The organism is Variovorax sp. GW823-FHT04F07 (genome assembly GCF_058795995.1).
Genome location: NZ_JBXAIG010000002.1, coordinates 127,199 through 150,567, shown reverse-complemented (window position 1 = coordinate 150,567; position 23,369 = coordinate 127,199). Strand labels below are relative to the sequence as shown.

Annotated in this window: 19 protein-coding genes; 14 read left to right on the top strand and 5 right to left on the bottom strand. The window is 68.9% G+C overall.

Annotation, left to right across the window (positions count from 1 at the left end; all coding sequences use genetic code 11):
* From AC1RAA_RS09740 to AC1RAA_RS09725, 4 genes are read left to right on the top strand one after another with little or no spacing between them, the layout of a single operon-like run.
* Window positions 1–987, top strand: a complete 987-nt coding sequence (locus AC1RAA_RS09740) for a Bug family tripartite tricarboxylate transporter substrate binding protein (RefSeq protein WP_492729801.1) — start codon at window positions 1–3, stop codon at window positions 985–987.
* Window positions 988–1,003: 16 nt separating this feature from the next.
* A complete protein-coding gene (gene gudD / locus AC1RAA_RS09735; RefSeq protein WP_139706624.1) occupies window positions 1,004–2,365 on the top strand; it encodes a glucarate dehydratase in 1,362 nt (453 codons plus the stop codon).
* A gap of 49 nt (window positions 2,366–2,414) precedes the next feature.
* Window positions 2,415–3,512, top strand: a complete 1,098-nt coding sequence (locus AC1RAA_RS09730; protein ID WP_492729804.1) for an SMP-30/gluconolactonase/LRE family protein — start codon at window positions 2,415–2,417, stop codon at window positions 3,510–3,512.
* Window positions 3,513–3,565: 53 nt separating this feature from the next.
* Entirely contained in the window at window positions 3,566–5,002 is a 1,437-nt protein-coding gene (locus tag AC1RAA_RS09725; RefSeq protein ID WP_492729806.1) for an aldehyde dehydrogenase family protein, read from the top strand.
* A 318-nt stretch (window positions 5,003–5,320) separates the two neighbouring features.
* Here AC1RAA_RS09725 and AC1RAA_RS09720 read toward each other — a convergent pair whose 3' ends face one another.
* Window positions 5,321–6,859 carry a glycine betaine ABC transporter substrate-binding protein gene (locus AC1RAA_RS09720; RefSeq protein ID WP_492732537.1) on the bottom strand — a complete coding sequence of 513 codons (1,539 nt, stop codon included), beginning with the start codon at window positions 6,857–6,859 and terminating at the stop codon, window positions 5,321–5,323.
* A gap of 110 nt (window positions 6,860–6,969) precedes the next feature.
* Here AC1RAA_RS09720 and AC1RAA_RS09715 point away from each other — a divergent pair, with 110 nt between their 5' ends.
* Window positions 6,970–8,028 (top strand): ROK family protein, encoded by a 1,059-nt coding sequence (locus AC1RAA_RS09715; protein ID WP_492732535.1) that lies wholly within the window; start codon window positions 6,970–6,972, stop codon window positions 8,026–8,028.
* Window positions 8,029–8,036: 8 nt separating this feature from the next.
* Here the strand turns inward: AC1RAA_RS09715 and AC1RAA_RS09710 are convergent, their stop codons facing one another.
* The 4 genes from AC1RAA_RS09710 to AC1RAA_RS09695 all read right to left on the bottom strand — a co-directional run bounded on the left by AC1RAA_RS09710 (window position 8,037) and on the right by AC1RAA_RS09695 (window position 13,562).
* Entirely contained in the window at window positions 8,037–9,800 is a 1,764-nt protein-coding gene (locus AC1RAA_RS09710; protein ID WP_492732533.1) for an Ig-like domain-containing protein, read from the bottom strand.
* A gap of 539 nt (window positions 9,801–10,339) precedes the next feature.
* A complete protein-coding gene (locus tag AC1RAA_RS09705; RefSeq protein ID WP_492732531.1) occupies window positions 10,340–11,719 on the bottom strand; it encodes a phospholipase D-like domain-containing protein in 1,380 nt (459 codons plus the stop codon).
* 25 nt (window positions 11,720–11,744) lie between these two features.
* Window positions 11,745–12,413, bottom strand: a complete 669-nt coding sequence (locus AC1RAA_RS09700) for a glutathione S-transferase family protein (protein WP_492732529.1) — start codon at window positions 12,411–12,413, stop codon at window positions 11,745–11,747.
* Between the two features lie 27 nt (window positions 12,414–12,440).
* A complete protein-coding gene (locus AC1RAA_RS09695) occupies window positions 12,441–13,562 on the bottom strand; it encodes a 5-methyltetrahydropteroyltriglutamate--homocysteine S-methyltransferase (RefSeq protein ID WP_062470629.1) in 1,122 nt (373 codons plus the stop codon).
* A 145-nt stretch (window positions 13,563–13,707) separates the two neighbouring features.
* Between AC1RAA_RS09695 and AC1RAA_RS09690 the strand changes: the two genes are divergently transcribed.
* The 9 genes from AC1RAA_RS09690 to AC1RAA_RS09650 all read left to right on the top strand — a co-directional run bounded on the left by AC1RAA_RS09690 (window position 13,708) and on the right by AC1RAA_RS09650 (window position 23,355).
* Complete coding sequence (locus AC1RAA_RS09690; RefSeq protein ID WP_492732527.1) at window positions 13,708–14,817, top strand: aromatic ring-hydroxylating dioxygenase subunit alpha; 1,110 nt, start codon at window positions 13,708–13,710, stop codon at window positions 14,815–14,817.
* On the top strand, window positions 14,817–15,590 hold the full coding sequence (locus AC1RAA_RS09685; RefSeq protein WP_062470623.1) for a GntR family transcriptional regulator: 774 nt from the start codon (window positions 14,817–14,819) through the stop codon (window positions 15,588–15,590). Before AC1RAA_RS09690 ends, AC1RAA_RS09685 begins: the two co-directional genes overlap by 1 nt.
* Before the next feature lie 43 nt (window positions 15,591–15,633).
* Window positions 15,634–16,623, top strand: coding sequence for a PDR/VanB family oxidoreductase (locus tag AC1RAA_RS09680; RefSeq protein ID WP_307586007.1), 990 nt, complete (start codon window positions 15,634–15,636; stop codon window positions 16,621–16,623).
* A gap of 155 nt (window positions 16,624–16,778) precedes the next feature.
* A complete protein-coding gene (locus tag AC1RAA_RS09675) occupies window positions 16,779–17,963 on the top strand; it encodes an ABC transporter substrate-binding protein (RefSeq protein ID WP_487849273.1) in 1,185 nt (394 codons plus the stop codon).
* Window positions 17,964–18,293: 330 nt separating this feature from the next.
* A complete protein-coding gene (locus tag AC1RAA_RS09670) occupies window positions 18,294–19,166 on the top strand; it encodes a branched-chain amino acid ABC transporter permease (protein ID WP_056582994.1) in 873 nt (290 codons plus the stop codon).
* A 1-nt stretch (window position 19,167) separates the two neighbouring features.
* Window positions 19,168–20,154: a branched-chain amino acid ABC transporter permease gene (locus AC1RAA_RS09665; protein ID WP_369644033.1), complete on the top strand. Its 987-nt coding sequence runs from the start codon at window positions 19,168–19,170 to the stop codon at window positions 20,152–20,154.
* The gene (locus tag AC1RAA_RS09660; RefSeq protein ID WP_492732525.1) at window positions 20,151–20,912 is read left to right on the top strand and encodes an ABC transporter ATP-binding protein; all 762 of its coding nucleotides are present in this window, start codon (window positions 20,151–20,153) and stop codon (window positions 20,910–20,912) included. Before AC1RAA_RS09665 ends, AC1RAA_RS09660 begins: the two co-directional genes overlap by 4 nt.
* Entirely contained in the window at window positions 20,905–21,612 is a 708-nt protein-coding gene (locus AC1RAA_RS09655) for an ABC transporter ATP-binding protein (RefSeq protein ID WP_095950659.1), read from the top strand. The genes AC1RAA_RS09660 and AC1RAA_RS09655 overlap by 8 nt, the downstream gene beginning before the upstream one ends.
* A 39-nt stretch (window positions 21,613–21,651) precedes the next feature.
* A complete protein-coding gene (locus AC1RAA_RS09650; protein WP_492732523.1) occupies window positions 21,652–23,355 on the top strand; it encodes a tannase/feruloyl esterase family alpha/beta hydrolase in 1,704 nt (567 codons plus the stop codon).
* Window positions 23,356–23,369: the final 14 nt, after the last annotated feature.

Genomic DNA, 23,369 nt, shown 5'->3' with positions numbered 1-23,369 from the left:
ATGAAGAGACAACAACTCCTGGCCGCGGGCCTCGCGCTCGCCGCCACCGCTCTGCTGCCGCTGCACGCCTCGGCGCAGGCCGATGCATGGCCGCAGCAGAAACCCGTGACGATCATCGTGCCGTTCCCGGCCGGTGGCTCCACCGACATGGTGGCGCGCGCATTGGCGCAGCAGCTGCAGGGCAAACTCGGCGGCAGCTTCGTGGTCGACAACCGGCCCGGCGCCACCGGCACCATCGGCACCGGCTTCGTGAAGCGCGCACTGCCCGACGGCTACACGCTGCTGGTGTCGTCGCTGGGCGCCTTCGTCGTCACGCCGCATCTGCAAAAGGGCGTGCCCTACGACGCCACCAAGGACTTCGACTACATCAGCGTGCCCGTGCAGGCGCCCAACGTGCTCGTGGCGAATGTCGCGCGGCCCGAGCGCAGCGTGGCCGACGTGCTCGCGCTGTTGCGCAAGACGCCCGGCAAGGTCTCGTTCGCGAGCTCGGGCAACGGCTCGTCCGACCACCTGTCGGCCGAGCTCTTCTGGCAGCAATCGAAGACCGAAGGCGTGCACGTGCCCTACAAGGGCGGCGCGCCGGCGGTGAACGACCTGCTGGGCAACCAGGTCGACTTCTCGTTCCAGAACGTGAACGCCGTGCTGCCGCACATCCGCGCCGGCAAGCTGCGCGCGCTGGCCGTCACCGGCGACAAGCGCTCGCCCGTGCTGCCCGACGTGCCCACGCTCGCCGAGGCCGGCGTGAAGGGCGCCGAGGTCTATTCGTGGCAGGGCATGGCCGCGCCCAAGGGCCTGCCGCCTGCCACGAAGAAGAAGCTGAGCGACGCGGTCATCGCCGCCATGCAGGACCCCGAGACGAAGAAGCGCATGCTCGACCAAGGCCTGGAAATCGTCGCCAGCACGCCCGAGGACTTCACCGCCTTCCAGTTGCGCGAGTGGGCGCGATGGAAGACATTGATCGACACCCGCCACATCACCGCAGACTGAGCCACCGAGCCCGAAGATGACCTCTCCTGAATCCGCTGCCTCCCCTATCGTGTCGGGCGCGCCCGTCGTCACCGCCATGCGCGTCGTGCCCGTTGCGGGCCATGACAGCATGCTGATGAACCTCAGCGGCGCGCACGGTCCGTTCTTCACGCGCAACCTGCTGATCCTCACCGACAGCGCCGGCCACACCGGCGTGGGCGAGGTGCCGGGCGGCGAGAAGATCCGCCAGACGCTCGAAGACGCGCGCGACCTCATCGTGGGCCAGCCCATCGGCAACCACAACGCCGTGCTCAACCGCATGCGCAGCGCCTTTGCCGCGCGCGACAGCGGCGGGCGCGGCCTGCAGACCTTCGACCTGCGCGTGACCATCCATGCCGTGACGGCCGCCGAAGCCGCGCTGCTCGACCTGCTGGGCCAGCACCTGGGCGTGCCCGTGGCCGCGCTGCTCGGCGAAGGCCAGCAGCGCGATGCGGTGCAGATGCTCGGCTACCTCTTCTACGTGGGCGACCGCACCAAGACCGACCTGCCGTACGAGTCCGACCCCGGCGCCGACAACGACTGGTTCCGACTGCGCCACGAAGAGGCGATGACGCCCGAGGCCATCGTGCGGCTGGCTGAGGCCACGCATGCGCGCTACGGTTTCACCGACTTCAAGCTCAAGGGCGGCGTGCTGCGCGGCGAGGAAGAGGTCGAGGCGATCCGCGCGCTGCACGCGCGCTTTCCGCAGGCGCGCGTCACGCTCGACCCCAACGGCGGCTGGCTGCTGGCCGACGCCATCCGCCTGTGCCGCGACCTGCACGGCGTGATGGCCTATGCCGAAGACCCATGCGGCGCCGAGGGCGTGTTCTCGGGCCGCGAGGTGATGGCCGAGTTCCGCCGCGCCACGGGCCTGCCCACCGCCACCAACATGGTCGCCACCGACTGGCGCGAGATGGTGCACAGCCTCTCGCTGCAGTCGGTCGACATTCCGCTGGCCGACCCGCACTTCTGGACGATGCAGGGCTCGGTGCGCGTGGCGCAGCTGTGCCAGGCCTGGGGCCTGACCTGGGGCTCGCATTCGAACAACCACTTCGACGTGTCGCTCGCGATGTTCACGCACGTGGCCGCTGCGGCGCCCGGCAAGGTCACGGCCATCGACACGCACTGGATCTGGCAGGACGGCCAGCGCCTCACGAAGGCACCGCTGCAGATCGAAGGCGGCCTCGTGCAGGTGCCCACGCGCGGCGGCCTGGGCATCGAGCTCGACATGGCCGAGGTCGAGAAGGCGCACCAGCTGTACCTGAAGCATGGCCTGGGCGCGCGCAACGATGCGCAGGCGATGCAGTTCCTCATTCCGAACTGGACCTTCGACAACAAGCGCCCCTGCATGGTCCGCTGAGCGCCCGGTGCCTTCGTGCGCTGACGGCTGAAACATCCCAGGAGACTGAATGAACAAGCACATGGATCGCCGTCGCCTGCTGCAAGCGGCTGCCGGCTCGGCACTCGGCGCGGTGGCCGCCGCCGCGGGCGCCCAGTCGTTTCCCTACAAGCCGCAGCAGCGGTATCCCGATCCGTCGGTGCTGATTCTCGACCCCAGCTTTGCGAAGTACCGCATCTACAGCAGCACGCTCGAGCAGGTCGGCACCGGCATGCGCTGGGCCGAGGGCCCGGTGTACCTGCCGCGCGAGGGTTATCTCGTGTGCAGCGACATTCCGAACAACCGTCTGATGCGCTACGAGGAAAAGACCGGCGAGTTCAAGGTCCATAAGGCGAACGCCGGCTACTGCAACGGCAACACGCGCGACCGGCAGGGCCGCCTCATCAGCTGCGAGCACTCGGTGACGCGGCGCGTGGTGCGCACCGAATCCGACGGGCGCGTGACCGTGCTGGCCGACCGCTACCAGGGCAAGCGCCTGAACTCGCCGAACGACGTGGTTGTGAAATCGGACGATACCGTGTGGTTCACCGATCCGCTCTTCGGCATCTCGGGCACGTGGGAAGGCGAGAAGGCCGCGTCCGAGCAGGCGACGACCAACGTGTACCGCCTCACGCCCGACGGCCAGCTCTCGGCGGTGATCACCGACCTCGTGAATCCCAACGGCCTGGCCTTCTCGCCGGACGAGAAGAAGCTCTACGTCGTCGAATGGAAGGGCACGCCCAACCGCAGCCTCTGGAGTTATGACGTGGCGGCCGATGGCAGTGTGTCGAACAAGGTGAAGCTCATCGATGGCACGGGCGCTGCGGCGCTCGACGGCTTTCGCGTCGACCGCGACGGCAACCTCTGGATGGGCTGGGGCTGGAACGGCGCGCTCGCGCCCGAACCCGTCGATGCAGGCAACGGCATGAAGGTCTATCAGCCGCAGGCGAAGTCCGAAGACCTCGATGGCGTCAAGATCTTCAACGCGCAAGGCAAGCCCATCGGTTTCATCCGCCTGCCCGAACGCTGTGCCAACCTCACCTTCGGCGGCCCCAAAAACAATCGCCTCTACATGGCGGCCAGCCATTCGCTGTACGCCCTCTACGTGGAGTCCGAAGGCGCCACCTAGCCGTCGGACTTTTCCAACCTCCTCACCGCAACACGCACACAAGGACATCGACGATGACTGAATTCAACAACCTCATCAATGGCGAATGGCTGGCCGGCCACAGCTACAGCCCCAACATCAACCCCAGCAACCTGGCCGACGTGCTGGGCCAGTACACGCAGGGCGACAAGGGCCAGGTCGACGCCGCCGTGGCCGCCGCCACCGCGGCCTTCCCCGCCTGGGCGACGGGCAGCATCCAGGCGCGCTCCGATGCGCTCGACAAGATCGGCACCGAGATCCTCGCGCGCAAGGAAGAGCTGGGCACGCTGCTGGCGCGCGAAGAGGGAAAGACCAAGGCCGAAGGCATCGGCGAGGCCACGCGCGCGGGGCAGATCTTCAAGTTCTTCGCGGGCGAGTGCCTGCGCCTGTCGGGCGAGGTGCTGCCGTCGGTGCGTCCGAACATCGGCGTGGAGATCACGCGCGAGCCGGTCGGCGTGGTCGGGCTCATCACGCCGTGGAACTTCCCCATCGCGATTCCCGCCTGGAAGATCGCGCCCGCATTGGCCTTCGGCAACTGCGTGGTGCTCAAGCCCGCCGACCTCGTGCCGGGCTGCGCATGGGCGCTGGCCGAGATCATCAGCCGCTCGGGCATTCCGGGCGGCGTGTTCAACCTCGTGATGGGGCGCGGCAGCGTGATCGGCGATGCGCTGGTCAACCACCCCGGCATCCATGCGATCAGCTTCACGGGCTCGGTGGGTGTGGGCCGCAACATCGCGGTGCAATGCGTCACCAACCACAAGAAGGTGCAGCTCGAAATGGGCGGCAAGAACCCGCAGGTGGTGCTCGACGACGCCGACCTCGCGCAGGCTGTGGAGCTCAGCGTGCAGAGCGCGTTCTACTCGACCGGCCAGCGCTGCACGGCGTCGAGCCGACTCATCGTCACCGAAGGCATTTACCCGAAGTTCATCGACGCGATAAAGGCGCGCATGGCGAAGATCAAGGTCGGCGACGCGCTGGCGCAGGGCACCGACGTGGGGCCGGTCTCGTCGAAGTCGCAGCTCGACCAAGACATGGAATACGTCGCCATCGGCAAGGGCGAAGGCGCCACGCTGGCGGCTGGCGGCGAACTGCTGAAGCTGGAGACGGACGGCTACTACATGTCGCCGGCACTGTTCAGCGAGTCCGCCGCGAACATGCGCATCAACCGCGAGGAGGTGTTCGGGCCGGTGGCGAGCGTGATCCGCGTGAAGAACTACGAAGAGGCGCTGGCGACGGCGAACGACACCGAGTTCGGTTTGTCGGCCGGCATCGCGACGACCTCGCTGAAGTACGCGACGCACTTCAAGCGCCACAGCCAGGCGGGGATGGTGATGGTGAACCTGCCGACGGCGGGGGTGGACTATCACGTGCCGTTTGGCGGCCGCAAAGGATCGAGCTATGGACCGCGGGAGCAGGGCAAGTACGCGCAGGAGTTCTTCACTACGGTGAAGACGGCTTACACGTTGGCCTGACGCTTTTCTTGTCTCGTTGGAAGCCCCCAGTTGGGGGCTTTTTAACGTCTGCCCTGTTGGGGCGCGTGCACAGGCCACCGGGTACTTCCCTCCGCGAATGTCCCCCGGGGCTTCGCCCCTCCTCCTTGATTTCGCTGCGGGAAGCACCCGGTGTCCTGCGCACGGGACGCGGCGCTGGTGTGCGGCCGATCAACGACCGCACTGAACACGCTCACGCCGATGCGGTGCCTTGCGCAGCGAAATCAAGGAGGAGGGCGAAGCCCGGGGGACATTCGCGGAGCAAGGTACCGCGTCGGCGTGAGCGTCGCCCTGAACAGCTCAGGCCAATGGTGCCCTGCGACTGCGACGCATCAGGAATTCGATCAGCTCGAAGATGCCTTCGCTGATCAGCGCCATGGCCGCAGCCGGCAGCGCTCCCGCCATCAACAGCTCGCGGTCGTTGAGCGCGAGTCCTGTCACGATGCGCTCACCGAAGCCGCCCGCGCCGATGAAAGCCGCGATGGTGGCCGTGCCGATGGCAATGGCTGTCGCGGTGCGAACGCCCGCCAGCAGCGTGGGCAACGCGAGCGGCAGCAGCACCAACTGAAGGCTCTGCGGCGGCGTCATGCCCAGCGCGGTGCCGGCCAGCCGAAGTCCATTCGGCACTTCGGCCAGCCCGGTCACGGTGTTGCGCATGATCGGCAGCAGCGAGTACAGCGTGAGCGCGATGAGCGCGGGCAGGGCGCCGATGGCGCCAAGCAAAGAGATCAGCACCGCGAGCAGCGCCAGCGACGGCACGGTCTGCATCACGCTCGCGAAGCCCAGCACCACGGCACGCAGCCGCAGGTGCGGAAACACGAGGATCGCGAGCGGCACGCCGATGAGGATGGCCACGCCGACCGACACCGCCACCAGCAGCAGGTGCTGGCGCGCCAGCGGCCAGAGGTCGGGGCCGAAGAGCTTGGCCGTGAAGCCGCGCGCGGCGCTCGGCGGCGTCTTGCCGTCCTTGGTGGCGCCGGCCAGGAAGTCGCGCGCGATGGTGTCGAAGCGCACGCCCTGCAGTTCGGCGCGTGCGTTCATCGCGATCATCGCGTGCTCGTCGATCTTGCCTTCGAGCGTCTGCAACGCAGCCCACGCCTTCGGCAGCCGCGCAGGCAGGTCGAGCTTGTAGAGCACCACCGCGTCGTAGCGCGGAAAGTACTGCTTGTCGTCCACGAGCACGCGCAGGCCGAGGTGGTCGATCTTGGCGTCGGTGGTGTAGATGTCGATCGCGTCGATCTGTTTGGCCGTCATCGCCTCGTAGGCCAGGCCGTGGTCGAGCCCGGTCGGCGTCTGCGTGAAGCCGTAGCTTGCCGCCAGGCCCTTCCAGCCGTCGGCGCGGCCGATGAATTCGTTCGACAGCCCGATGCGCAGCTCGGGGTGCCGGGCCAGGTCGCTCAGCGTGCGCAGACCGAGCTTGTCGGCATCGGCGGCGCGCACGGCCAGCGCGTAGCCGTCGTTGAAGCCCAGCGGAATCGCCACGCCCAGCCCGAGCGGCGCGAGTGCGGTGTTCATGGCCTCGCGCGTGTCGGCGGGCGAGCCCTTGAGGATCTCAAGTGCGATGGTGCCGGTGTATTCGGCGTACAGGTCGATGGCGCCCGAGCGCAGCGCTTCGTAGACGATGGCCGTGTTGCCCAGCCCCTGCCGCACGACGGGCGGCGAGGCGGTGTGCGGCGCGGCGGTCTGCGCCAGCACCTCGGCCAGGATGTACGACTCGGTGAAGCGCTTGGAGCCGACGCGCAGCGTCTCGTCGGCGGCTTGCGCACAAGGCGCGGCGGCCAGCCAGAGCATCGCGAAAAGCCACAGGGCGGGGTGCCAGAAGCTGCGAGGCAGGTGCATCCGGGTCAGTGTATCGGCATCGCCGCGCCAGCCGTACCCGTCCGTCTCCTACACGCCGTGGTGCGCGAAGCCGATGCGCCACGGCCGCGCGGCGGCCCATAGTGGCCGTCATGAAAAAAACCAGGCACGCGCCCCCCGGTCCCGACATCCATGGCCTGCGCGAGCTGCCCGGCCTGCGCGTGGACGGCTACAGCCTGCAGCTGCGCGACAAGGACGGCTTCGTCGGCGACCAGGCCAGCCAGACGGCGTTTCGCGAACTGCTCGAGCGCTGGCGCAAGCGGCGCCGCAAGACCGGCCGCGACCCGCTGGGCGCGGCCCACTCGCGCGATCTGAGCAAGAAGCAGCTCGACCGCGCGCTGCAGGGAAAGACCGCCACGGCCGCCGGCGACGTGATGCATGGCGCCATCGAAGAGTTCGCGGAAGAGCTGGCCTTCGTGGTCCAGCGCTTCGTGCGCCAGCCCTCGTGGCGCAAGGTGCAGCGCATCGTGGTCGGCGGCGGCTTTCCCGAGAGCGACGTGGGCGAGCGCGCGATCCTGGAGGCAGGCGCGATGCTCGAGGACCTGGGCGTGCATGTGCAGCTGGGCCGGCTGTCGCACAACGTCGACGACGGCGGGCTGATCGGCTGGGCGCACCTGACGCCGCCGCCGCTGCTGAAGGGGCACGACGCCATCCTGGCGGTGGACATCGGCGGCACCAACGTGCGCTGCGGCATCGTGAAGACGCGCCACCGCAAGGCGCCCGACTTCTCGCGCACCAAGGTGGTCAAGCGTGAGAAGTGGCGCCACGCCGACGACGGCCCGAACCGCAGCCACATGGTCGAGCGCATCGCCGACATGCTCGAGGACATGGTCGTCTACGCCGAGCGCCGCAAGATCCGGCTCGCGCCTTTCATCGGCATCGGCTGCCCGGGGCTGATCCGCTCCGACGGCTCGATCGCGCGCGGCGCGCAGAACCTGCCGGGCGACTGGGAGAGCCGGGCCTTCCACCTGCCGGCCGCGCTATGGCGGCGGCTGCCGATCATCGGCTCGGGCGCGACGCTGGTGCTCATGCACAACGACGCGGTGGTGCAGGGCCTGAGCGAGCTGCCCTTCATGCGCGACGTGCGTCACTGGGGCGTGCTGACGATCGGCACCGGGCTGGGCAACGCCAGCTTCACGAACCGGCGTTGAGTTATCTCCTACAGGTCTTCGGGTCGCAGTTCCGCACCGACGCGCGCGATGGCCGAGGCGGTGGCGACATTGCCTGCTGCATCGGTGGCGCGCAGTTCGATGTTCGCCAGGCCCGCACGCGCGGGCGTCCAGCTGCAGGCATAAGGCGCGGCGCGCAGCGCGCAGACGGTCTTGCCGTCGACGATGAAGGCGAGCTCGGCCACGCCGGTGTCGTCGGTCGCGCTGGCCGTCAGCCGCACCGGCAGGCCGGCGGCCGACGCCGCCATGGACGGCACGTTCAGCGTGACGGTCGGTGCCGTGGTGTCGGCGGGCGCGCGCACGATCACCTGCGCCGACGCGACCTCGGCATTGCCCGCCGCGTCGATGGCGATCACGCGGACGATCTGCACGCCCGGCGCGGTCGGCGTCCAGTGGCAGGTGTAGGGCGGGGCGGTGAAGGTGCAGATCGGCAGGCTGTCGGTGCCGATCACCTTCACGCCGAAGACACCGACGTTGTCGACCGCCACGGGCGCCAGCGCCACGGGCTGGCCCACGGTCGCCATCGCGGGCGCGGCCAGGGACACGACCGGCTTCTGGCTGTCGGGCACGCCCAGCGGCAGGTCGATGGTGAAGGCCGCCTGCCCCTGCACCGCCTTCTGCTCGAAGGCGTCGAAGATGGTGAACCAGGTCGCGCCCGGTGCGCGGCCCGGGGCCTGGGCCTTCACGAGCAGCGTGGTCTTGCCGACGGCGAAGCAGCTGAAGCCGCAACGCCAGTCGAAGACGAAACGGCCGTCGGTATTCGTCGTGCCCTGCGCGATCGGCTCCAGCGGCTTGCCGGCACCCGGGTCGCGCCACACCGACACCGGCGCGCCGGCCAGCGCGGCGCCGCTCTCGCGTTCGGTCACGCGCACCTGCGTGGCGGTGGTCGCGGCCATGAATTTCGAGCTGCCGAGCTTGGGCCAGTCGCGCCAGTCGGTGTTGATCTGCGCCTTGGTGCCTTCGGTGAAGCGGATCAGGCCGAGCGTGGCGACGCGGTTGGCGGCCGGGTCGTAGCGCTGCTCGAACACGGTGCCCAGCAGCGGGTCGAGGCGCCAGTGCTGGCGCGGCCACCAGTAGCGGTCGGTGTGCTTCACCAGGGCCAGGTCGCTGGCGGGCGCGGTCTCGGTGGTGTCGGCGACGGCGATGGCGTTGTAGTACTCGCCCGAGCCGGCGCCGAACACGTGCTCCAGCTCGTGCAGCAGGGTCTTGAGCTGGCGGCCGAGGTAGTCCTTCTCGGTGGACTCGGGCGCGGCCGGCGTGATGGCGCGCGACAGGCGCAGCGGGTCGTGGATGGCGGTCCAGTTCAGGTTCCAGGTCACACCGGTGGGCGGGAAGGTGGTGCTGGTGGTCAGGCCGCCGTGGCTGTAGCCGCGCTTCGAGGGGCCGACGCACAGCACGATCTCGCCGCCGGCCACGCCGCTGAAGCCGCAGGGCGGCGCCGCGCCGGGCGCGACGATCTGCAGGTCTTTCGCGGGGTCGAAGGTGAAGCTGCGCACCGTCTCGCGCATGAACACGGTGTTGAGGTCGGCCACGTACTGCGCGAGCCGGCGGCCGGCCTCGGGCGCGCCGATGTCGGCCGCCAGTTGCGGGTCGATGAAGAAGCGCAGGCGGTGCACGCTCGGCGTGGCGCGGCCGACTTCGTTCAGGGCTGCCCAGGTCGGGGCGGCGGACAACGGCAGCAGCAGGGCCCAAACGACAGGCAAGGCTGCGCCCAGCCGGCGCGCGAGCGCCAGCAGCGAATCAATGAAAGGCATCGATTTTTCTCCCCGTGCTCAGGGGAATCCGGCAGTGATCGACAACAAAGGGGACCGCTTCGGGCCGCGCGAAGGTGTCGCCCGGCGCCCAGCGCTCAAACCCCGCCGCGACCGCCTTTGCCGGTCACGCTCCTGCATCGCATCGAGGTCGCCGAAGGCGATACGCCCTGACGGGCGCCGATGCTTCTGAAGTGCGGGGGACTACTGGTTGCTCATTCAGGGCAGAGGGGCGGGCGGACCGCTCATTCCTCCACACGATGTGGCAACAATCAGTGAACCTTTATCTTAATTTCTGGGCTCGTAGGAAGGGAACTGGCCTCGCTGTAGTGGTGCCTGTTATTTGGGCACTTTCTCACGACAACGGCGGTACGAATGGCGCTTCGGTGGGCCCCATGAGGCCGGGCCGGAGCGGGCTGCCCCGCGATGCAGGGGGCTCCGGGAGAACGGTCATCCACCGGAACCGGTGGCGATTCTAGTGTGAATGTTCAATTGGTTGCAATTGTGTTGCATTCGCGCATCTTGGGCGATGCACCACCTGCCTACAGCTGGAAGGCGACGGTCAGCAGCAGCCCCTCGGCCACGTCGCGCAGCAGCCCTGGGCGCCGCGCGCGGTAGGGCTCGCCGGCCGAGGCGGTGGTCTCGATCCATTCGGCCAGCCATTCGATGTCGTCGTGGCCGTAGAACACCACCGCCGCCTCGTGGTTCAGCAGCAGGCTGCGCAGGTCGAGGTTGATCGAGCCGCACATCGCCAGTTCGTCGTCGACCACCACGGCTTTGGCGTGCGCCATGAAGGGCAGCATGCGAAAGCTCACGCCGGCGCGCGCGAGGTCGCGCATGGCGCGTGCGCGCACGAAGTCGGCCAGCCGGTGGTTCGACTGCGCGGGCATCGCGATGGTCACCTGCACACCGCGCCGCGCGGCGAGCCGCAGCGCGTCGCGCAGGCCGTCGCCGGGCACGAAGTAGGGCGTGATCGCGAGGATGCGGTGCTCGGCGCGAAAGCAGGCGTCGATGAGCAGTGCATGCGCCGTGTCCTCGGTCTGGTCGGGGCCGCTCGGCAGGAACTGGGCCATGGCGCAGCCGGGGCCCGCGGGCACGTTGGCGGCGGTGATGGCGCGCGCCTTGCGCCCGCGCACCGAGCTCCAGTCGTGGTCGAACTGGCGCGCGGCGGCGGCGGCCACGCTGCCCTGCAGGTCGAAGGACAGGTCGTGCCAGGCTTCGGGGTGCTTGTCGTTGCCGGAGAAGTACTCGCCCGCGAGGTTGCGCCCGCCCGACCACAGCCAGCGGTCGTCGGCGATGGTGAGCTTGCGGTGGTTGCGCAGGTTGCGCGGCCCGATGCGGCGCAGGCTGAAGAAGGGGCGGAACACCGCCACCTCGCCCCCCGCCGCGCGCAGCCGGTCGAAGTGATGGCGCGGCAGCGACAGCGCGCCGAAGCCGTCGAGCAGCACGCGCACCTTGACGCCCTCGCGCGCGCGCTGCGCGAGCCGCGCCAGCACGGCGTGGCCGAGCGCGTCGTCGCCGATGATGAAGGTGCACACGTCCAGGCGCTGGCGCGCGCCGTCGATCACCTCGAACAGCGCCTCGCGCGCGGCCTCGCCGTCGGCGTGCATGCGGATCGCGCAGCGCCCGGGCGGCGCCAGGCCGAAGCTCTCGATCAGGTCGGCCGCCCAGTGGCCCGGCGGCAGCGAACGCGGCGGCCGGGGCGCGCCGGCCGGGCGCAGCTTGCGCTGGCCGAACAGCAGGTACATCGGAAGGATCACGTAGGGCATGAGCACCAGCCCCATGACCCACGCGATGGCGGTGGTGGGGGCGCGCTGCTCGCGGCGCGTGCGCGTGGTCAGCACATAGACCAGCAACGCGAAAGTGACGACAAGAAAATGCTGCGAAGGGGAGGGCAGCCAGTCGAAGAGGGTGTCCGGCATGGGCGGGTGATGCCTCGGTGCCCGCTCAGCGCTGCAGGAAGGCCGGCACGCCGCGCCCTTGCGAAGCCAGGAACCGCATCATCGGATCGACCACCGCGCGCACGGCGGGCCGCGCGCCCACGCGCTCGCGCCAGGCCACGAGGCGCGGCGTGGCGCCGGTCATGCCGGCGCCCTTGCGGTCGGCGAACACATGCGCCATGTAGAAGGCGATGTCGGCGAAGGAGTAGGGGCCGGCCAGGTATTCGCGCGTGGCGAGCAGGCCTTCCATCTCTTCGTAGAAGCGCGCGCAGCCGGCGCATGCGGCCACGGCCGGCGCGCTCTGCATGGCGTCCTGCAAGCCGAAGAGCTTGATGACGTTCGGAAAAAACACCTCGTCCGACTTCTGCTCCAGCTGCCGCGCGCGGGCCCGGTCGGCGATGCCCTTGGGCCACAGCGCCGGCTGCGGATGGCGATCTTCGAGGTACTCGAAGATCTGCGTCGAGTCGAACAGCGCCACCTCGTCGTCGACCAGCACCGGCACCTGCTGCCTCACCGGGTTCACGCGCAGCACCTCGGGATGCTTGGGCTCGTAGGCGTCGTCGGTGGTGAACGGCACCATGGTGAGCTCGAAAGTGATGCCTTTTTCGTACGCGGCGATCTGCACCTTCGCGCCGAACATGCTGAGGGGGCCGGAGTAAATCTGCGTCGTCGTCATGCCCCCGACTTCAACAGAAAGCGCGCGTCAGGTCGAGCCCCAGACTTCCTGCGCCGTTTCGACCACGAGCCGCAGCTTGTTGCGCTGCGCTTCGACGGCGATGTTGTTGCCGTGCACCGTGCTGGAGAAGCCGCACTGCGGCGACAGCGCGAGCTGGTCGAGCGAGGCGTACTTGCTGGCGTCCTCGATGCGGCGCTTGAGTTCGTCCTTGTCTTCCATCTCGCCGAACTTGGTGGTCACCAGGCCGAGCACCACGGTCTTGCCCTTGGGCAGGTAGCGCAGTGGCTTGAAGTCGCCCGAGCGGGCGTCGTCGTACTCCATGAAGTAGGCGTCGAGGTCCATCTCCTTCAGGAGCGCCTCGGCCACCGGCTCGTAGTTGCCGGCCGCGGCGTGCGTGCTCTTGAAGTTGCCGCGGCACAGGTGCATGGCCAACAGCATGCCCGGCGGCTTCTGCGCCACCACCTTGTTGATGAAGGCCGCGTAGCGGTGCGGCAGCTCGTTCGGGTCGTCGCCGCGCTTGCGGGCGGCTTCGCGCATGTGCTCGTCGCACAGGTAGGCGAGGTTGGTGTCGTCCATCTGCACGTAGGTGCAGCCGGCCGCGGCCAGCGAGCGCAACTCGTCGCCATAGGCCTTGGCCACGTCGTCGTAGAACACCGGGTCGAGCTCGGGGTACGCGTCCTTGCTGATGCCGGCGCGCCCGCCACGGAAGTGCAGCATCGTCGGCGAGGGGATGGTCACCTTCGGCGTGCGGCCGGCCGACACCTGGCTCTTGAGGTACTGGAAGTCGGCGAGCTGGATGTCCTTCACGTGGCGCACCTTGTCGATCACGCGCATCGCGGGCGGCGCCAGTTCCTCGGTGCCGTCGGGGCGGCGGATGGTGACCGGGATGTCGGTCTTCACGCCGCCGAGCTGGTCGAGGAAGTCGATGTGGAAGTAGGTGCGGCGGAACTCGCCGTCGGTGATGCTCTTGAGGCCGATGTCTTCCTGGAAGCGGACGATCTCGGTGATGGCCTTGTCTTCGACCTCGCGCAGTTGCTCGGGCGTGATCTGGCCCTTGGCTTTCTGTTCGCGGGCTTCGAGCAGGTATTGCGGGCGCAGGAAGCTGCCCACGTGGTCGTAGCGGGCGGGCAGGGCGGCATGCTGGGACATGGAATGAACTCCGTCGTGACTGTGAACGAGCGGAATCCTAGCGCCTTCGTGAAAAGCCTGTTTGTATACGTAGGGGTCAGTATTTACCCTCGAATAAGGGGTTTCATACTGGAATTTCTCGTTGTTCTGTATACATTGCGTATTCATGAAGACGCCCACGACCGCCTTTCCGCTCAACGCCTGGTATGCCGCCGCCTACGACGTCGAAGTGCGTCACGCGCTGCTGCCACGCACCATCTGCAACCAGAAAGTGGTGCTGTTCCGCCGCACCGACGGCCAGGTGGCCGCGCTCGAAGACGCCTGCTGGCATAGGCTGATGCCGCTGTCGCTGGGCCGCCTCGAGGGCGACGAGCTGGTCTGCGGCTACCACGGCCTGGTCTACAACAGCCAGGGCCGCTGCACCCACATGCCGAGCCAGGAGACGCTCAACCCTTCGGCCTGTGTGCGCAGCTTTCCGGTGGTCGAGAAGCACCGCTTCGTGTGGATCTGGCCCGGCGACCCGGCCAAGGCCGACCCGGCGCTGGTGCCCGACATGCACTGGAACGACGACCCGGCCTGGGCCGGCGACGGCAAGATGATCCGCGTGAACTGCGACTACCGGCTCGTGGTCGACAACCTCATGGACCTCACGCACGAGACCTTCGTGCACGGCTCGTCGATCGGCAACCGCGAGGTGGCCGAGGCGCCCTTCGTGGCCACGCACGGCGACCGCTCGGCCACCGTCACGCGCTGGATGGAGAACATCGACGCGCCGCCGTTCTGGGGCAACCAGATCCGCCACGCGCGCGGCTACACGGGCAAGGTCGACCGTTGGCAGATCATCCGTTTCGAAGGCCCGTGCACCGTGAACATCGACGTCGGTGTGGCCGAGGCCGGCAGCGGCGCGGTGCCGTCGAACGACAGCGCCGGCGACCGCAGCAAGGGCGTCAACGGCTACGTGCTCAACACCATCACGCCCGAGACCGACAAGACCTGCCTGTACTTCTGGGCCTTCGCGCGCAACTACTGCCTGGGCGAACAGCGCCTCACGCACGAGCTGCGCGAGGGCGTCTCGGGCATCTTCCGCGAGGACGAGATCGTGCTCGAGGCGCAGCAGAAGGCCATCGACGAGCACCCCGACCACCAGTTCTACAACCTCAACATCGACGCCGGCTCGATGTGGGCGCGGCGCCTCATCGACCGCATGATCGAGAAGGAACGGCCCGCGCGCGCCGCGATCCCGATCCGTCCCGCCCCAGAGAGCCAGGCCGCGTGATGAAGGTCGCCACCGTCTCTCCCGCCGAGCCCGGCGACAGCGGCAGCTCGCAGGCCGTGAAGGCGCAGCTGCGGCTGCGCGAGATGATCCTGGCGGGCGAACTGCCCGGCGGCGCGCGCATTGCCGAGGTCGCCATCTCCGAACAGCTCGGCGTGTCGCGCACGCCGGTGCGCAGCGCGCTCATGCGGCTCGAACAGGAAGGCCTGCTCGAAGCGCTGCCCAACGGCGGCTATGCCGTGCGCACCTTTTCCGAACGCGACGTGGCCGACGCCATCGAGCTGCGCGGCACGCTCGAAGGCTTGGTGGCGCGGCTGGCGGCCGAGCGCGGCGCGGCGCCCGTGGTGCTGCGCGAAGCGCGCGCCTGCCTCACGCGCATCGACGAGCTGCTGCGCGAGCCCGCGCTCGACGACGCGGCCTTCTCGCGCTACGTGACGCACAACGAAAAATTCCACGCGCTGCTGTGCGAGATGGCGGGCAGCCCCGTCATCGCGCAGCAGCTGGAGCGCGTGGTCAACCTGCCGTTCGCCTCGCCCTCGGGCTTCGTCATCGTGCAGGCCAATTCGCCGGCCGCGCGCGACATGCTCGTGATCGCGCAGGACCAGCACCTGCAGGTGCTCGACGCCATCGAGTCTGGCGAGGGCTCGCGCGCCGAAGCGCTGATGCGCGAGCACAGCCGCATCGCGCGGCGCAACCTGCGCGAGGCGCTGCACGGCACGCCGAGCGCCGAACAGCGCCCGCTGCCGGGCGTGCAACTGATCCGCCGTCGCGGCTGATCGACGACTTCTTTTTCTTCTCTTTCCCTGCTGGTGTTCCCCGATGAAAAGCGATCTTCAATGGATGCAGGCGCAGGTGGTGGCGCTGCGCGACGTCACGCCCACCGTGCGCGAGTTCACGCTGCGCCCCGACACCGACTTCGTTGCCGCGCATGAGCCCGGCGCCCACCTGCAGGTGCAGGTGATGACCGAGCAGGGCCGCGTGCAGACGCGCTCCTACTCGCTGGTGGGCGAGGGCGACGGCAGCTGCTGGCGCATCGCCGTCAAGCGGCTGGACGACGGCCGTGGCGGCTCGCGCGCGATGTGGCGGCTGGCCGTGGGCGACCGGCTGCAGGTGAGCGCGCCGCAGAACCACTTTCCGCTCGACCTCGCGGCCCCCGGCTACCTGCTCGTGGCGGGCGGCATCGGTATCACGCCGCTGGTGCTGATGGCGCAGCGCCTGGGCGCGCTGGCGCAACGCCGCGGCGTGCCGGTGGCCATGCTGTACGGCGCGCGCCACGCGGGCGAGTTCGGCTACCTCGACACCCTGCGCGATGCGCTGGGTGAGGCCGGCGTGCAGGCGCACGAAGGCGCCGCGCCCATCGACTTCGACGCCGCCATCGCCGCGCTGCCGCCCGGCGGCCAGCTCTACACCTGCGGCCCGGTGCCGATGCTCGAAGCCGTCAAGCGCGCCTGGGCCGCGGCCGGCCGGCCGCTCGCCGACCTGCGCTTCGAAACCTTCGGCAGCAGCGGGCGCCTCGCCACGCAGGCCTTCACCGTGCGCATTCCGCGCCACGACCTGTCGATCACCGTGCCGGCCGACTGCACCCTGCTCGACGCGCTCGATGCGGCCGGCGTGCAGACCCTGTCGGACTGCAAGCGCGGCGAGTGCGGCCTGTGCGCCATGGACGTGCTGGCCGTGGACGGCGAGGTCGACCACCGCGACGTGTTCCTGAGCCCGCACGAGAAGCAGGCGACCACGCGCATCTGCGCCTGCGTGTCACGCGCCGTGGGTACGCTCACGCTCGATTCCGCGTACCGCCCGGACCGTTGAAAACATCGGTTGCGCGATCATCGCGCAACCATTCGACTGATCGCGCAACAAAGGCCCGTGCGGCGGGTGGCTAGGTGGTTGCCTGCTCCGCTAATTGTTGCGAATTGTTCAAAATACGCCCGGTTTCGCGTTCCGTCCCTCAAAGGAAAAATTCCATGCAAAGACGCCATCTCATCCAGACCGCCGGCCTTTCGGCGATTGCGCTCGCCACCGCGCTGTCGCTGCCTGTGGCCAGCGCCCAGGACAACAAGTTCAAGATCGGCCTGATCCTGCCGATGACGGGGCAGTCGGCCTCCACCGGCCGCCAGATCGAGGCCGCCGCGCGCCTGTACATGGCTCAGAACGGCGACACCGTGGCCGGCAAGAAGGTCGAGCTGATCGTGAAGGACGACACCGGCCTGCCCGACGTGACCAAGCGCCTGGCGCAGGAGCTCATCGTCAACGACAAGGTCAACGTGATCGCCGGCTTTGGCATCACGCCGGCCGCGCTGGCCGCCGCGCCGCTGGCCACGCAGTCGAAGACGCCGCAGGTCGTGATGGCCGCCGCCACCTCGAGCATCACCGAGGCCTCGCCCTACATCGTGCGCAGCAGCTTCACGCTGCCGCAGGTGTCGGTGGTGATGGGCGACTGGGCGCCCAAGAACGGCGTGAAGTCGGTGGTCACGCTGGTCACCGACTACGGCCCCGGCAACGACGCCGAGAAGTTCTTCAGCGAGCGCTTCCAGCTCAACGGCGGCAAGGTGCTCGAGAAGCTGCGCGTGCCGCTGCGCAACCCCGACTTCGCGCCGTTCCTGCAGAAGGTGCGCGACGCCAAGCCCGACGCGCTGTTCGTCTTCGTGCCCTCGGGCGCGGGCGCGGCGGTGATGAAGCAGTTCCTGGAGCGCGGCATGGACAAGGCCGGCATCAAGATGATCGCCACCGGCGACGTGACGGATGACGATCAACTGAACGACATGGGCGACGGCGCGCTGGGCGTGGTCACCTCGCACCACTACTCGGCCGCGCACCCCTCGGCGCTGAACAAGAAGTTCGTCGAGGCCTTCCAGAAAGCCAACCCGAAGATGCGCCCCAACTTCATGGCCGTGGGCGGCTATGACGGCATGCGCGTGATCTACGAAGCCCTCAAGACCACCAAGGGCCAGGGCGGCGGCGAAGCGCTGCTGGCAGCCATGAAGGGCCAGGTCTTCGAAAGCCCGCGCGGCCAGGTGCTGATCGATGCGCAGACGCGCGACATCGTGCAGGACGTGTACCTGCGCAAGGTTGAAAAGAAGGACGGGCAGCTCTACAACATCGAGTTCGACGTGCTCAAGGGCGTGAAGGACCCGGGTAAAGCCAAGTAATTTCGCTTCGCCGGTGGGAACGTTGCCGTTCAGGGCGGCGCTCCCGCCGACGGGGTGCCTTGCTCCGCGAATGTCCCCCGGCCTTCGGCCTCCTCCTTGATTTCGCTGCGCAAGGTACCCCATCGACGTGAGCGGGTGCAGAGCCGTTGTTGATCGGCCAGCACCCCGACAGCGCCCCTCGGGCTCAGGGCACTGGGTGCTTCCCGCAGCGAAATCAAGGAGGAGGGGCGAAGCCCCGGGGGACATTCGCGGAGGGAAGTACCCGGTGTCCTGTGCACGCACCCCGAATAGCAGCATCCTGAACGACCGCACCAGACCCAGACAACCGACATGCTGACCATTCTTTTCGACGGCATCGCCTACGGCATGCTGCTCTTCGTCCTCGCCGTGGGGCTGGCCGTGACGCTCGGGCTGATGAACTTCATCAACCTCGCGCACGGTGCCTTCGCCATGGCGGGCGGCTACCTCACCGTGTTCGCGATGCAGAAGTTCGGCGTGCCGTTCCTGGCCTGCCTGCCGCTCGCGTTCATCGTCGTCGCGCTGGCCGGCGCGCTGCTGGAGCGCACGCTCTACCGGCCGATGTACGGCAAGCCGCACCTGGACCAGGTGCTGTTCTCCATCGGGCTGGCGTTCATGGCCGTCGCGGCCGTCGACTACTTCGTCGGCTCGTCGCAGCAGAACCTGCAGCTGCCCGAGTGGCTGCGCGGGCGCAGCGAATTCGGCGACGGCGCGTTCCTGCTGGGCATGGGCCACTACCGCATCTTCATCATCGCCGTGTGCGCCGTGCTCACCGTGGTGCTGCAACTCATCCTCTCGAAGACGCGCTTCGGCAGCCGCCTGCGCGCCGCCGTCGACGACCCGCGCGTGGCCGCCGGGCTGGGCATCAACGTCAACATCGTGTTCCTGCTGACCTTCGCCGTGGGCTCGGGCCTGGCCGGGCTGGGCGGTGCGCTGGGCGCGGAAATCCTCGGGCTCGATCCGACCTTCCCGCTCAAGTACATGATCTATTTCCTCATCGTCGTCTCGGTCGGCGGCACCTCGTCGATCACCGGGCCGCTCGCCGCCGCGCTGCTGCTCGGCATTGCCGACGTGGCCGGCAAGTACTTCATTCCGAAGATGGGCGCGTTCACCGTCTACCTGCTCATGATCCTGATCCTCATGTGGCGGCCCCAGGGCCTGTTCACGCGCAAGGGAGGCCGCTGAGATGAGCGCGCCTGCCTATGAATCGGCCCTGCTGCGCACCGCGCGCTGGCGCCCCTGGGAGTTCGTGGTCTGGGCCGTGGCCTTCGCGTTGCCGCTGGCCATGCCCTCGCACTCGCTGTTGGTCAACGAGATCGCCATCGTCGCGCTGTTCGCGATGTCGCTCGATCTCATCCTCGGCTACACCGGCATCGTGTCGCTCGGCCACGCCGCCTTCTTCGGCTTCGGCGCGTACGCCGCCGCGCTGTTTGCCAAGCTCGTCATGCCCGACCCGACCGTCGGCCTCGTGTTCGCCACCGTGCTGTCGGCCGTGCTGGGCCTCGTGGCCAGCGTGACCATCCTGCGCGGCAGCGACCTCACGCGGCTCATGGTCACGCTGGGCACCGCGCTGCTGCTGCTCGAACTCGCCAACAAGCTCGACTGGCTCACAGGCGGCGCCGACGGCCTGCAGGGCGTGGTGATGGGGCCGGTGCTCGGCCTGTTCGAGTTCGACCTGTATGGCCGCACGGCCGCCTGGTACTCGCTGGCCGTGATGCTCGTGCTGTTCCTCGTGATGCGCCGCATCGTGCATTCGCCCTTCGGCGCCACGCTCAAGGCCATCCGCGACAACCGGCTGCGCGCCATGGCCATCGGCATCCCGGTGGTGTCGCGGCTCGCCGTGGTCTACACCGTGGCCGCCGGCATCGCGGGCGCCGCGGGTGCGCTGCTGGCGCAGACCACCGGCTTCGCCTCGCTCGACGTGCTGGCCTTCGACCGCTCGGCCGACGTGCTGCTGATGCTGGTCATCGGCGGCGTGGGCTGGCTGTACGGCGGTGTGGCGGGCGCCATCGTCTTCAAGCTGCTGCAGACCTGGCTGTCCTCGGTGACGCCGCAGTACTGGATGTTCTGGATCGGCCTCATCCTCGTGCTGCTGGTGCTCGTGGGACGCGACCGCCTGCTCAAGCCCTGGACCTGGTTCGGCACTGCGAAGAAGAAGGGCGGTGCGGCATGACCGATACCGTGCTCTCGACCCAAGGCCTCGTGATGCGCTTCGGCGGCATCACGGCCACGAACAACGTCACGATGGAACTGAAGCGCGGCGCGCGCCATGCGCTCATCGGCCCGAACGGCGCCGGCAAGACCACGCTGATCAACCTGCTGACCGGCGTGCTCACGCCCACCGAAGGCCGCATCTCGCTGCTCGGCGAAGACATCACCACGCTCGCGCCGCACAAGCGGGTGGCGCGCGGGCTGGTGCGCACCTTCCAGATCAACCAGCTCTTCGACTCGATGACGCCGCTGGAAACGCTGGCGCTCGTGGTGTCGCAGCACAAGGGCATCGGCGCGCAATGGTGGCGCCCGCTGGGCGCGGACAAGCGCATCGCCGAGCGGGCCGGGCAACTGCTGGAGCAGTTCCACCTCGCCGACGTGGCGCAGCAGCAGACGAAATTCATGGCCTACGGCAAGCGCCGCCTGCTGGAGATCGCCATCGCGCTGGCCTGCGAGCCGCGCGTGCTGCTGCTTGACGAGCCCGTGGCCGGCGTGCCCGCCGGCGAGCGCGAAGAGCTGCTGCAGACCGTGGCCGCGTTGCCGGCCGACGTGTCGGTGCTGCTCATCGAGCACGACATGGACCTGGTGTTCAGCTTCGCCGACCGCATGACCGTGCTGGTCAACGGTGCGCTGCTGACCGAGGGCGACCCCGAGACGATCGCCAACGATCCGAAAGTGAAAGAGGTCTACCTGGGCCACGGAGAACATGCCCATGTCTGAACTGCTGCGCATCGAGAACCTGAGCGCCGGCTACGGCGAGGCCGTGGTGCTGCACGACGTGGCCTTCACGCTCGGCGAGGGCCAGACGCTCGCGCTGCTGGGCCGCAACGGCACGGGCAAGACCACGCTCATCAACACGCTGGCCGGCGCCACGCGCCAGCACGGCGGCACCATCGCGCTCGGCGGGCAGGCGGCGCTGCACAAGCTGCAGCCGCACCAGCGCGCGGCGGCCGGCATCGGCTGGGTGCCGCAGGAGCGCAACATCTTCAAGTCGCTCACGGTGCACGAGAACCTCACGGCCGTGGAGCGCCCGGGCCAGTGGAACCCGCAGCGCGTGTACGAGATGTTCCCGCGCCTGGCCGAGCGCAAGACCAACCTGGGCACGCAGCTCTCGGGCGGCGAGCAGCAGATGCTGGCCGTGGGCCGCGCGCTGGTGCTCAACCCGAAGCTGCTGCTGCTCGACGAGCCGCTCGAAGGCCTGGCGCCGATCATCGTGGAAGAGCTGCTGCGCGCCATCCGCCGCATCACGCAGGGCGAAGGGCTGGCAGCGATCATCGTGGAGCAGCACCCGCAGGCGATCCTCGCGATTTCCGACCAGGCCGTGGTGCTCGACCACGGGACCATCGTGCATGCCGACACCGCGGCGGCGCTGCGCGCGCAGCCGGAGGTGCTGGACCGGCTGCTGGGCGTGGCGCGGTAGCGGCTGGTCAGTCACAACGAACTACTAGGAGACAGACAGATGGCGATCCCCCAGACAGTGTTCAGCGGGGGCGCCATGCTGGCGACCGCCGCCTTGCTCGCCGCATGCGGCACGGCGCCGACCGGCCCCACGCGGCTCGGCCTCGGCGCCGATCCGGCCCAGGCCTGCGCGGCGCTCACCGCGCCGGTGGCGCCCACTGCCATCGGCCTGCCCAGCGGCGCGGCGATGATCGACTCGGCAGCGCTCGTGCCGGCGTCTGCATTGGCCGTGGCCGAGCGCGGCCCCAGCCCCGCGTCGCGCATCACGCCGGCAATGCCCGCGTACTGCAAGGTGCTCGGGCGCATCGCACCGCTCGACGCGAGTGCGCCGCCGATCCTGTTCCAGGTCAACCTGCCGCTTGCGTGGAACGGGCGCAGCGTGCAGTACGGCGGCGGGGGCTTCAACGGCACGCTGATCACCGGCCTGGCGCTGGTGCCTGCCGCGCGCTTCGACCTGCCCACGCCGCTCGCGCAGGGCTACGCGACCTACGGCACCGACTCGGGTCACCAGAACGTGCAGGGCCAGCCGCCGCAGGCCTTTGCGCTCAACGACGAGGCGCTCGTGAACTTCGCGCATGCCTCGTACAAGAAGGTGCGCGACGTGGCGGTGGCGCTGACGCAGCGCGCCTACGGCCACGCGCCGCAGAAGCTCTACTTCATGGGCAGTTCCGAAGGCGGGCGCGAGGCGCTCACGATGGCACAGCGCTATCCGCAGGACTTCGACGGCATCTTCAGCCGCGTGCCGGTGATCAACTGGACCGGGCTGCAGCATGCGGGCACGCGCAACGGCATCGCCACCTTCGGCGAAGGCTGGCTGCGGCCCGCGCAGGTGCAGCTGGTGCACAACGCGGTGCTCGCGTCGTGCGACGCGACGGATGGCGTGGCCGACCGCATCGTGTCGAACCCGGTGGCCTGCCTGCAGCGCTTCGACCCGGCCACCTTGCGCTGCGCGTCGGGCACGAGCGGCGACAACTGCCTCAACGACGCGCAGGTGCAGGCGGTGCGCACGCTGCGCTCGCCGTGGCGCTCGCCCGTGCCGCTGGCGTATGGCGTCACCGAGTACCCGGGCTGGGGCATCGGTGGCGAAGGCACGCCGGCCTTTGCGTCGATGGGCGGCTGGAACGCGTGGTGGACCGGCACCGCCGCGCCGACCGTGCCGCCGCAGCCGAGCAACGGCATCGCATGGTTCTACGGCAGCGGGGCGCTGCAGTATTTCTATGCGCGCAATCCGTCGCTCGACGTGCGCAACTACCGCGCCGAAGACTTCGCCGCGCGCATCGCCACCGTGTCGCAGCTCATGGACTCGACCAACCCCGACCTGAGCGCCTTCCATGCGCGCGGCGGCAAGCTGCTGATGCTGGAGCACATGGCCGACTACGCGCAGAGCCCGTTCGCGGGCATTCGCTATTACGAGTCGGTGGTGGCGCGCATGAGCCGCGAGAACGTGGACCGCTTCATGCGCCTGTACACCGCGCCCGGTGTCGACCATGTGGGCAGCGGCGCACCGGCCAACGTCGACATGCTCGGCGCGCTGGCCGACTGGGTCGAGCGTGGGCGTGCGCCGGCCGGGCTGCAATTGCTTGAACAGGAAGTGCAGCCGCCATTCAAGACGACCCGCGCGCGTCCGCTGTGCGAGTGGCCGCTGTGGCCGCGTTATGTGAGTGGGGATGCGTCGCAGGCGGCGAGCTTTCAGTGCAGCCGGTAGCGCTCGCTTGAAGC

Excerpts from the sequence above, each read along its gene's own strand:
- AC1RAA_RS09710 (WP_492732533.1), bottom strand. The coding sequence starts at position 9,800 with ATGCCTTTCATTGATTCGCTGCTGGCGCTCGCGCGCCGGCTGGGCGCA.
- AC1RAA_RS09705 (WP_492732531.1), bottom strand. The coding sequence starts at position 11,719 with ATGCCGGACACCCTCTTCGACTGGCTGCCCTCCCCTTCGCAGCATTTT.
- gudD (WP_139706624.1), top strand. The coding sequence starts at position 1,004 with ATGACCTCTCCTGAATCCGCTGCCTCCCCTATCGTGTCGGGCGCGCCC.
- AC1RAA_RS09670 (WP_056582994.1), top strand. The coding sequence starts at position 18,294 with ATGCTGACCATTCTTTTCGACGGCATCGCCTACGGCATGCTGCTCTTC.
- AC1RAA_RS09725 (WP_492729806.1), top strand. The coding sequence starts at position 3,566 with ATGACTGAATTCAACAACCTCATCAATGGCGAATGGCTGGCCGGCCAC.
- AC1RAA_RS09700 (WP_492732529.1), bottom strand. The coding sequence starts at position 12,413 with ATGACGACGACGCAGATTTACTCCGGCCCCCTCAGCATGTTCGGCGCG.
- AC1RAA_RS09660 (WP_492732525.1), top strand. The coding sequence starts at position 20,151 with ATGACCGATACCGTGCTCTCGACCCAAGGCCTCGTGATGCGCTTCGGC.
- AC1RAA_RS09740 (WP_492729801.1), top strand. The coding sequence starts at position 1 with ATGAAGAGACAACAACTCCTGGCCGCGGGCCTCGCGCTCGCCGCCACC.
- AC1RAA_RS09715 (WP_492732535.1), top strand. The coding sequence starts at position 6,970 with ATGAAAAAAACCAGGCACGCGCCCCCCGGTCCCGACATCCATGGCCTG.
- AC1RAA_RS09685 (WP_062470623.1), top strand. The coding sequence starts at position 14,817 with ATGAAGGTCGCCACCGTCTCTCCCGCCGAGCCCGGCGACAGCGGCAGC.
- AC1RAA_RS09675 (WP_487849273.1), top strand. The coding sequence starts at position 16,779 with ATGCAAAGACGCCATCTCATCCAGACCGCCGGCCTTTCGGCGATTGCG.
- AC1RAA_RS09690 (WP_492732527.1), top strand. The coding sequence starts at position 13,708 with ATGAAGACGCCCACGACCGCCTTTCCGCTCAACGCCTGGTATGCCGCC.
- AC1RAA_RS09665 (WP_369644033.1), top strand. The coding sequence starts at position 19,168 with ATGAGCGCGCCTGCCTATGAATCGGCCCTGCTGCGCACCGCGCGCTGG.
- AC1RAA_RS09730 (WP_492729804.1), top strand. The coding sequence starts at position 2,415 with ATGAACAAGCACATGGATCGCCGTCGCCTGCTGCAAGCGGCTGCCGGC.
- AC1RAA_RS09695 (WP_062470629.1), bottom strand. The coding sequence starts at position 13,562 with ATGTCCCAGCATGCCGCCCTGCCCGCCCGCTACGACCACGTGGGCAGC.
- AC1RAA_RS09680 (WP_307586007.1), top strand. The coding sequence starts at position 15,634 with ATGAAAAGCGATCTTCAATGGATGCAGGCGCAGGTGGTGGCGCTGCGC.
- AC1RAA_RS09720 (WP_492732537.1), bottom strand. The coding sequence starts at position 6,859 with ATGCACCTGCCTCGCAGCTTCTGGCACCCCGCCCTGTGGCTTTTCGCG.
- AC1RAA_RS09650 (WP_492732523.1), top strand. The coding sequence starts at position 21,652 with ATGGCGATCCCCCAGACAGTGTTCAGCGGGGGCGCCATGCTGGCGACC.
- AC1RAA_RS09655 (WP_095950659.1), top strand. The coding sequence starts at position 20,905 with ATGTCTGAACTGCTGCGCATCGAGAACCTGAGCGCCGGCTACGGCGAG.